At 61.4% G+C, this 801-nt stretch carries 1 protein-coding gene; it reads right to left on the bottom strand.

What is annotated here, in order from left to right:
- The coding region (locus AC1D0P_RS26335) for a topoisomerase C-terminal repeat-containing protein (protein ID WP_477679421.1) at positions 1 to 801 on the bottom strand (801 nt) is incomplete at both ends.

Here is an 801-nt window from a genome sequence, read left to right on the forward strand (position 1 = left end):
ATCCCGGACAGTGATCTTGCCGCCGTTTGGATGATCGCCCAGTTCCTTCAACGCCGCCGGAGCGCCACGGGCTCCACGGCCGCCCTCAGCCGCTTTCAATGCCTTGTCGGCGATGACGGAGACGGCGCGATTGAGACCGATCGAGAACACATCCTCGACCGATTCGAGATTGGCATAGCCGCCGTCATGCAGCAGGAACGGACCGTAGCGGCCGATGCCCGACGAGATCATCTTGCCGGATTCGGGATGCTTGCCGATGTCGCGCGGCAGGTTGAGCAAGGCAATCGCCTTTTCCTGGTTCATCTGGTCCGGCGTCCAGCCTTTTGGAAGGCTGGCGCGCTTGGCATCCTTGCCGTCGCCGCGCTGGACATAGGGTCCGAAACGGCCGGAACGCAGCGTGATCTCTTCGCCGGTGATCGGGTCGGTACCGAAGGAACTCGGCTCGCTGGAAACCGAAGCTTCGTCCGTAGCTTCGCTGGATAGCTGGCGGGTGAAATTGCATTCCGGATAGTTCGAGCAGCCGATAAAGGCGCCGTAGCGGCCGAGCTTCAGCGACAATTTGCCAGTGCCGCAGACCTGGCAGATGCGCGGATCGCCGCCATCGGCGCGGGCCGGGAAGAGCAGGGGTGCCAGCGCCTCGTTCATCGCGTCGATAATGTCGCTGACGCGCAATTCCTTGGTCTGCTCGATCTGGGAGAAGAAATCCTTCCAGAAATCGCGCAGCACGTCCTTCCAGTTCAGCTCACCGGCGGAAATGCTGTCGAGCTTTTCCTCAAGCGAAGCGGTGAAGTCATACTCGAC

It is taken from the genome of Polaromonas sp. P1_G2 (assembly GCF_056405515.1).